Source organism: Streptomyces kebangsaanensis (assembly GCF_001906585.1).
GTDB classification, from domain to species: Bacteria; Actinomycetota; Actinomycetes; order Streptomycetales; family Streptomycetaceae; genus Streptomyces; species Streptomyces kebangsaanensis.
Map to the genome: position 1 here is coordinate 1 of NZ_JUJA01000065.1, position 6,126 is coordinate 6,126.

The window sequence follows — 6,126 nt, forward strand, 5'->3', positions numbered from 1 at the left end:
CCGAACGGCCCGGTCGCCCCGGCAGGACCGGTCGCGGAAGGCGTCGCCATATGAGCGGACCCATGGCCCTCGAACCCGGCGCGTCCGAGCAGGACACGCTCGCGCTCCGGCTCGCCGGGACGCGGGCGCGACGCCCACGCTGGGCGGACGACAGCACGCTCGCCCTGCGGCTGCCCCGGCACGGGCCGGACGAGGAGGCGGTCAACCGGCTCGCCGCCGAGCTGGCCGACCGCGTCGGGCCCGCGGTCCACCCCTACGAGGTGGCCGCGCTGCTGGAGGCCGAGGGGCTGTCCGGCGACGTCATCAGGCACCGGTACGGGCACCCGAACCTGTTCTCGCTGGCCTCGGCGCTCTACGAGCGGGTCCCACGGAGTTTCCCCGAGCCCGCCGCGGTCCCGGACCCCTGGCGTCCGGACCATGTGCGCTGTCTGCTGCGCGGCGCCCTGTTCGCCCTGCCGGGGCTGGCGTACCTGCTCGTGGCGCCGCTGTGGCACGCCCAGGAGCACGCTTCCGCGCTCGTCGTGGCGTTGATCGTCTCCTGGGCGTGGGGGCAGGCGGTGGGGCATCGCGCGCACCTGCGGATGACCACGGGCCCCCGGGAGGCCGGCCGCACCCTGCTGGCGGGAGCCCCGCTGGGGGCGGTGCTGGCCACGGCCGCGGCGGTGCCGCTCTCCGGCGGGGGCCCGGTGCTCTGGGTGGTGGCCGCGCAGTCCGTGTACCTGGCCGCGGCGGGCGTCCTGCTGGTCCTCGCCCGGGAGCGGTGGCTGCTGGCCGCGCTCACCCCGCTCGTCGCCGGTGCCGTGCTGCTGCCGTGGTGGGAGCCGGGTCCGTCGGCGCGCGCCGGTCTGCCGCTGCTCGCGCTGCTGGCCACGCTCGCCGCCACGGCCCGGGCCCTGCGCGTCGTCCTCGCGGCCCCGGCCGCCGCCGACAGCCCGCGGCCGCCGCTCACCGCGTCCCTCCCCTACGCCCTGTTCGGTCTCGCGGCGGCGGTGCTGGTGCTGCTGGAGGGGCGCCGGCACCCGTACGCGGTGATCGTGCTGACCGTGAGCATGGGACCGGCCGAGTGGCTGCTGTACCGCTACCGCGGCTGGTCCCTCGCCGCGCTGCGCCGGGCGGCGACCCCCGCCGGCTTCCTGCTGCGCTCGGCCGGCGTCCTCGGCCTCTGCCTGTCGGCCTACCTCCTGCCGCTGCTGCCCGCGGCGCTGCTCACCGGGGCCCCTCCGGCCGAACTGCTGCTGCTCGCGGCCACGTTGTGGACGGCGCTGCTGCTGCAGGCGTTCGGCGCGGCCTGGCCCCCGGCGGCCGTCTGCCTGCTCGCCGCGGGCTGCGCGGGCGCGGTCGCGCTGCTGCGGCTGCCCCCGGGGGCAGCGGTGCTCCCGCTGTCCTGCGGGGTGGCCGCGCTGTGCCTGTCGGTGTGCGTGCTGCGGCTGCTCGGCCGGCCCGCCCCGCACCTCTGACCGCCCGCCCCGCCCCGCACCTCTGCCCGCCCTGCTCGCCCCGCACCCCCGGCCGCCCGGCCCGCAGCGCAGCGACTCCCCGTACGAATCCCCGAACTCCCCGAACTTCCCGAACCCCTCGAAAGGAACAACGAGTTGACCTCCGCACCGCTCGCCGCCGTCACCGGAGCCGAGGGCTTCATCGGCTCGCACCTCACCGAAGCCCTCGTCGCCTCCGGCCACCGGGTCAGGGCCATGGCCCAGTACAACTCCTTCTCCTCCTACGGCTGGCTGGAGACCCTGCCCGCCGACGTCCTGGACCACGTGGAGATCGTGCTCGGCGACGTCCGCGACCCCGGCTCGGTGCGCGGGCTGCTCGAAGGGGCCGACTGCGTCTACCACTTGGCGGCCCTCATCGCGATCCCGTACTCCTACCAGGCACCGCACAGCTACGTGGACACCAACGTCACCGGCACGCTCAACGTGCTGGAGGCGGTGCGCGCCCTGGGCACGCCGCGGCTGGTGCACACCTCCACCAGCGAGACGTACGGCACCGCGCAAACCGTGCCGATCACCGAGGACCACCCCATCAACACCCAGTCGCCGTACGCCGCTTCGAAGGCGGGCGCGGACCGGCTCGCCGACAGCTACCACGCGAGCTTCGGCACCCCGGTGGTGACGCTGCGGCCGTTCAACACCTTCGGGCCGCGGCAGTCGATGCGCGCGGTGATCCCCACCGTCATCGGCCAGGTGGCGGCCGGGCAGCGCACCCTCACCCTCGGCGACCTGCGGCCCACCCGCGACTTCACCTACGTCAAGGACACCGCGCGGGCGTTCCTCGCGGTGGGCACGGCCGAGGCCGGGCGGGTCGTGGGGCGCACCTTCAACGCCGGTACGGGCGGGGAGATCTCGGTCGGCGACCTGGTCGCGCTGATCGGCAAGGTGATGGACTGCGCCGTCGACGTGCGCGAGGACCCCGAGCGCCTGCGGCCCGCCGCCTCGGAGGTGATGCGACTGGTCGCGGACGCGTCCCGGCTCGCCGGGGCGACCGGCTGGCGGCCCGCGCACACCCTGGAGCAGGGGCTCGCCCACACCGTGGAGTTCTTCCGCGACCCGGCCAACCTGGCCCGCTACAAGACCGGCATCTACAACATCTGACCCGTACGACATCCGACCCGTCCGGTACATCCACGAAGGAGATGCTTCATGCACGCAGTGATCCTGGCGGGAGGCAAGGGCGTCCGGCTGCGGCCCTACACCACGGCGCTGCCCAAGCCGCTCGTGCCCATCGGCGACCAGCACGCCATCCTCGAGATCGTGCTGCGCCAGCTCTCCGCGGCCGGCTTCACCCGCTGCACCATCGCCATCGGCCACCTGGGCGAGATCATCCGCGCCTACGTCGGCGACGGCTCCCAGTGGGGGATGAGGGTCGACTACTCCACCGAGGACAGTCCGCTGGGCACCATGGGCCCGCTGCTGACCATGCGCGACCGGCTGCCGGAGACCTTCCTGGTGATGAACGGCGACGTCCTCACCGACCTCGACTACGCCGACGTACTGCACCGGCACCGGGCCTCGGGCGCGCCGCTGACCATCGCCACGTACGCCCGCAAGGTGCACATCGACTTCGGGGTGCTGACCACCGACGCGAGCAGGGTCGTGGCCTTCACCGAGAAGCCCAGCATGGACTGCCGCGTCTCCATGGGGGTCTACGGCCTTTCCCGCTCGACCCTCGACGGCTACACGCCCGGCCTGCCCCTGGGCTTCGACGAGCTGGTCCTGGACCTGCTCGCGCAGCAGCGTCCGCCGTACGCCTACGAGTTCGACGGATACTGGCTGGACATCGGCCGTCCCGACGACTACGACCGGGCCAACGCCGAGTTCACCACCCGCAAGTCGCTGCTGCTCAAGGGAGCCTGAGCCCCGTATGCGCATTCTCGTCCTGGGCTTCACCGGCTATCTGGGACAGCACGTCACCGCCCGCCTGCGCGCCCTGCCGGGCGCACGGGTGCTCACGGCGGGCCGCTCCCCGGGCGCCGGCCTCGGCGCCGACCTCGCCTGCGACCCGCCGGAGCGCCTGGCGGAGCGCCTGGCGTCCGCGGCACCGGACGCCGTGGTCAACTGCGCGGGCGTGACCGGCGGTGACGCGGTCGCGCTCGCGGAGGTCAACGCCCGCGGCCCGGCCGTCCTGTGCGCCGCGCTGCGCGAGGCGGCGCCCGCCGCCCGCCTGGTGCACCTCGGCTCGGCCGCCGAGTACGGCCCCGGCCGGCCCGGGACGAAGGCGACCGAGTCGGCGGCCACCTGCCCGGCCGGCCCGTACGGCGCCACCAAGCTCGCGGGCACGGTCGCGGTGACCGCCTCCGGGCTGGACGCGGTGGTGCTGCGCGTGGGCAACCCGGTGGGGCCGGGCGCACCGGCCACCGGGCTGCCCGGCCGGATCACCGCGCTGCTGCGCGCGGCCGGCCCGGACCCGGACGCGGTGCTGCGGCTGGGCGACCTGTCCGCCCACCGCGACTTCGTCGACGTGCGCGACGTCGCGGGGGCGGTGGCACTGGCGGTCACGGCCGGCGGCCCGCTGCCGCCGGTGCTCAACATCGGTGGCGGCACGGCCGTCCGCGTACGCGACCTGGTGCGCGAACTGACCGGCCGGGCCGGGTTCCGGGGACGCGTCGAGGAGGACCGGGGCGGCTCGGCCCGCTCGGCGCGGGTGTCCTGGCAGTGCTCCGACGTCACCGCCGCCGCTCACGCCCTGGGCTGGCGGCCCTCCCACACCCTCGACGAGTCGCTGGCCGCGCTGTGGGCGGCCACGGAGCCGGGCCCCCGCGCCCCGGGAGACGGGGCCGGCCCGTGAGTCTGCTGGTTCCGCTGTACGTCCACCCGGCCGAGGACCCCGGTGCCTGGCACCGTCTGATCACGGCGGCGGCCCGCACGTACGCGGTGGTGCTGAACCCGGCCAGCGGACCGGGCACGGGCCCCGACCCGGCGTTCACGGCGGTGGCCGGGGCGCTGCGGAAGGCCGGGGCCCGGCTGCTCGGGTACGTGGACACCGACTACGGGACGCGCGATCCGGCCGAGGTCGCCGACGACGTGCGCCGGCACCGCGAGTGGTACGCGGCCGACGGCTGCTTCCTGGACCGTGTGACGGCGGCGCCGGAGGGGCTGCCGGCCTGCCGGAGGCTGGTCCGCGCGGCCCGCCGGCTCGGCGCCGGGACCGTCGTGCTCAACCCGGGCGTCCATCCGGCGCCGGGCTACGCCCGCATCGCCGACCTGACGGTCACCTTCGAGGGCCACTGGTCGACGTACGTGTCGGCCTTCAGCCGTCCGGCCTGGGCGGCCCGGCAGTCGGCCGGACGGCTCTGCCACCTCGTCTACGGGGTGCCCGAGGCGCTCGTACCGCTCGCCGTGCGGACCGCACGCACGCGTGGTGCGGCGGTCTGCGGGCCGGTGACCGGTGAACAGCCCAACCCCTGGGCCGGGTTGACCCCGGCCCTGACCAGGATGGAACGATGAGGACCAGGACACTGACGTGCGCGGCCGTGCTGACCGCGCTGGCGGCCTCCCTGCTGACCGGGTGCTCCGGCACCGACCGGGACGAGGGCGGGGCCCCGCGGGCCGGCACACGGAGCACGGCACCGGACCCCGGCCACCCGACGTCCCCCGACTCGACGCGCCCGCCCACGACGGGCGGCACGGCCCCCGGGACGACGTCCCCGCCCGCGACGGGCAGCACGCCCCCCGCCTCCCCCGGCGGCCCCCGCACGGCACTGTGGCGGCCGCGCCCCGGCCTGACCTGGCAGTGGCAGCTCGACGGCAGGGTCAGCCCCTCGGCCGACGTGCCCGTCTACGACATCGACGGCTTCGAGAACTCCGCGTCGGACGTGGCCCGCCTGCACCGGGACGGCCGCAAGGTGATCTGCTACATCAACGTCGGCGCCTGGGAGGACTTCCGGCCCGACAAGGACGCCTTCCCCCGTTCGGTGCTCGGCGCGGCCAACGGGTGGCACGGCGAGCGCTGGCTCGACATCCGCCGCCTCTCCGTGCTGCGCCCGATCATGGAGCGGCGGTTCGACATGTGCCGGGACAAGGGCTTCGACGCGGTGGAGCCCGACCTGGTGGAGGGCTACTCCAACCGCACCGGCTTCCCGCTCACCGCACGCGACCAGCTCCGCTACAACCGCATGATCGCCGAGATCGCCCACGAGCGCGGGCTGTCGGTCGGTCTCAAGAACGACCTCCCGCAGATCCCGCAGCTCGTGGGCGACTTCGACTTCGCCGTCAACGAGGAGTGCGCGCAGTACGGCGAATGCGAGCGGCTCACCCCGTTCGTCAAGGCCGGCAAGGCGGTCTTCCACGTGGAGTACGAGGTGCCGACCGGCGACTTCTGTCCGCAGGCGCGCAGGCTGGGCCTGTCGTCGATGCGGAAGAAGCTGGAACTGGGGGTGTGGCGCGAGGCCTGCTGAGCGGGTGGCTCAGCGGGCCGTCTGCGTGTGGACGTACTCGACGAGGTGGGTGAGCGCGTCCGCGTCGGTGTTCGGCATGACGCCGTGGCCGAGGTTGAAGATGTGGCCCTCCAGGCCGGCGGCCGTGTCCAGCACCTCGCGGGCCTTGGCCTCCATGGCCTGCCGGGGGGCGAAGAGCGTGGTCGGGTCCAGGTTGCCCTGGAGCGCCTTGCCGGGGCCGACGCGGCGGG

At 75.1% G+C, this 6,126-nt stretch carries 7 protein-coding genes; 6 read left to right on the forward strand and 1 reads right to left on the reverse strand.

Annotated elements, in window-relative coordinates; all coding sequences use genetic code 11:
- Positions 1-50 precede the first annotated feature (50 nt).
- From RH94_RS09240 to RH94_RS09265, 6 genes are all read left to right on the forward strand, one after another.
- A complete protein-coding gene (locus RH94_RS09240) occupies positions 51-1,457 on the forward strand; it encodes a hypothetical protein (protein WP_073947145.1) in 1,407 nt (468 codons plus the stop codon).
- Positions 1,458-1,592: 135 nt separating this feature from the next.
- On the forward strand, positions 1,593-2,594 hold the full coding sequence (locus tag RH94_RS09245) for an SDR family NAD(P)-dependent oxidoreductase (RefSeq protein ID WP_073947146.1): 1,002 nt from the start codon (positions 1,593-1,595) through the stop codon (positions 2,592-2,594).
- Between the two features lie 48 nt (positions 2,595-2,642).
- Positions 2,643-3,356 carry a nucleotidyltransferase family protein gene (locus RH94_RS09250; protein ID WP_073947147.1) on the forward strand — a complete coding sequence of 238 codons (714 nt, stop codon included), beginning with the start codon at positions 2,643-2,645 and terminating at the stop codon, positions 3,354-3,356.
- Between the two features lie 7 nt (positions 3,357-3,363).
- Positions 3,364-4,287: an NAD-dependent epimerase/dehydratase family protein gene (locus RH94_RS09255; RefSeq protein WP_073947148.1), complete on the forward strand. Its 924-nt coding sequence runs from the start codon at positions 3,364-3,366 to the stop codon at positions 4,285-4,287.
- Complete coding sequence (locus tag RH94_RS09260; RefSeq protein WP_073947170.1) at positions 4,284-4,946, forward strand: spherulation-specific family 4 protein; 663 nt, start codon at positions 4,284-4,286, stop codon at positions 4,944-4,946. Before RH94_RS09255 ends, RH94_RS09260 begins: the two co-directional genes overlap by 4 nt.
- Positions 4,943-5,896 carry an endo alpha-1,4 polygalactosaminidase gene (locus RH94_RS09265; protein WP_079188953.1) on the forward strand — a complete coding sequence of 318 codons (954 nt, stop codon included), beginning with the start codon at positions 4,943-4,945 and terminating at the stop codon, positions 5,894-5,896. The genes RH94_RS09260 and RH94_RS09265 overlap by 4 nt, the downstream gene beginning before the upstream one ends.
- A 9-nt stretch (positions 5,897-5,905) precedes the next feature.
- Here RH94_RS09265 and RH94_RS42850 read toward each other — a convergent pair.
- The coding region (locus RH94_RS42850) for a uroporphyrinogen decarboxylase family protein (protein WP_324614252.1) at positions 5,906-6,126 on the reverse strand (221 nt) is incomplete at its 5' end.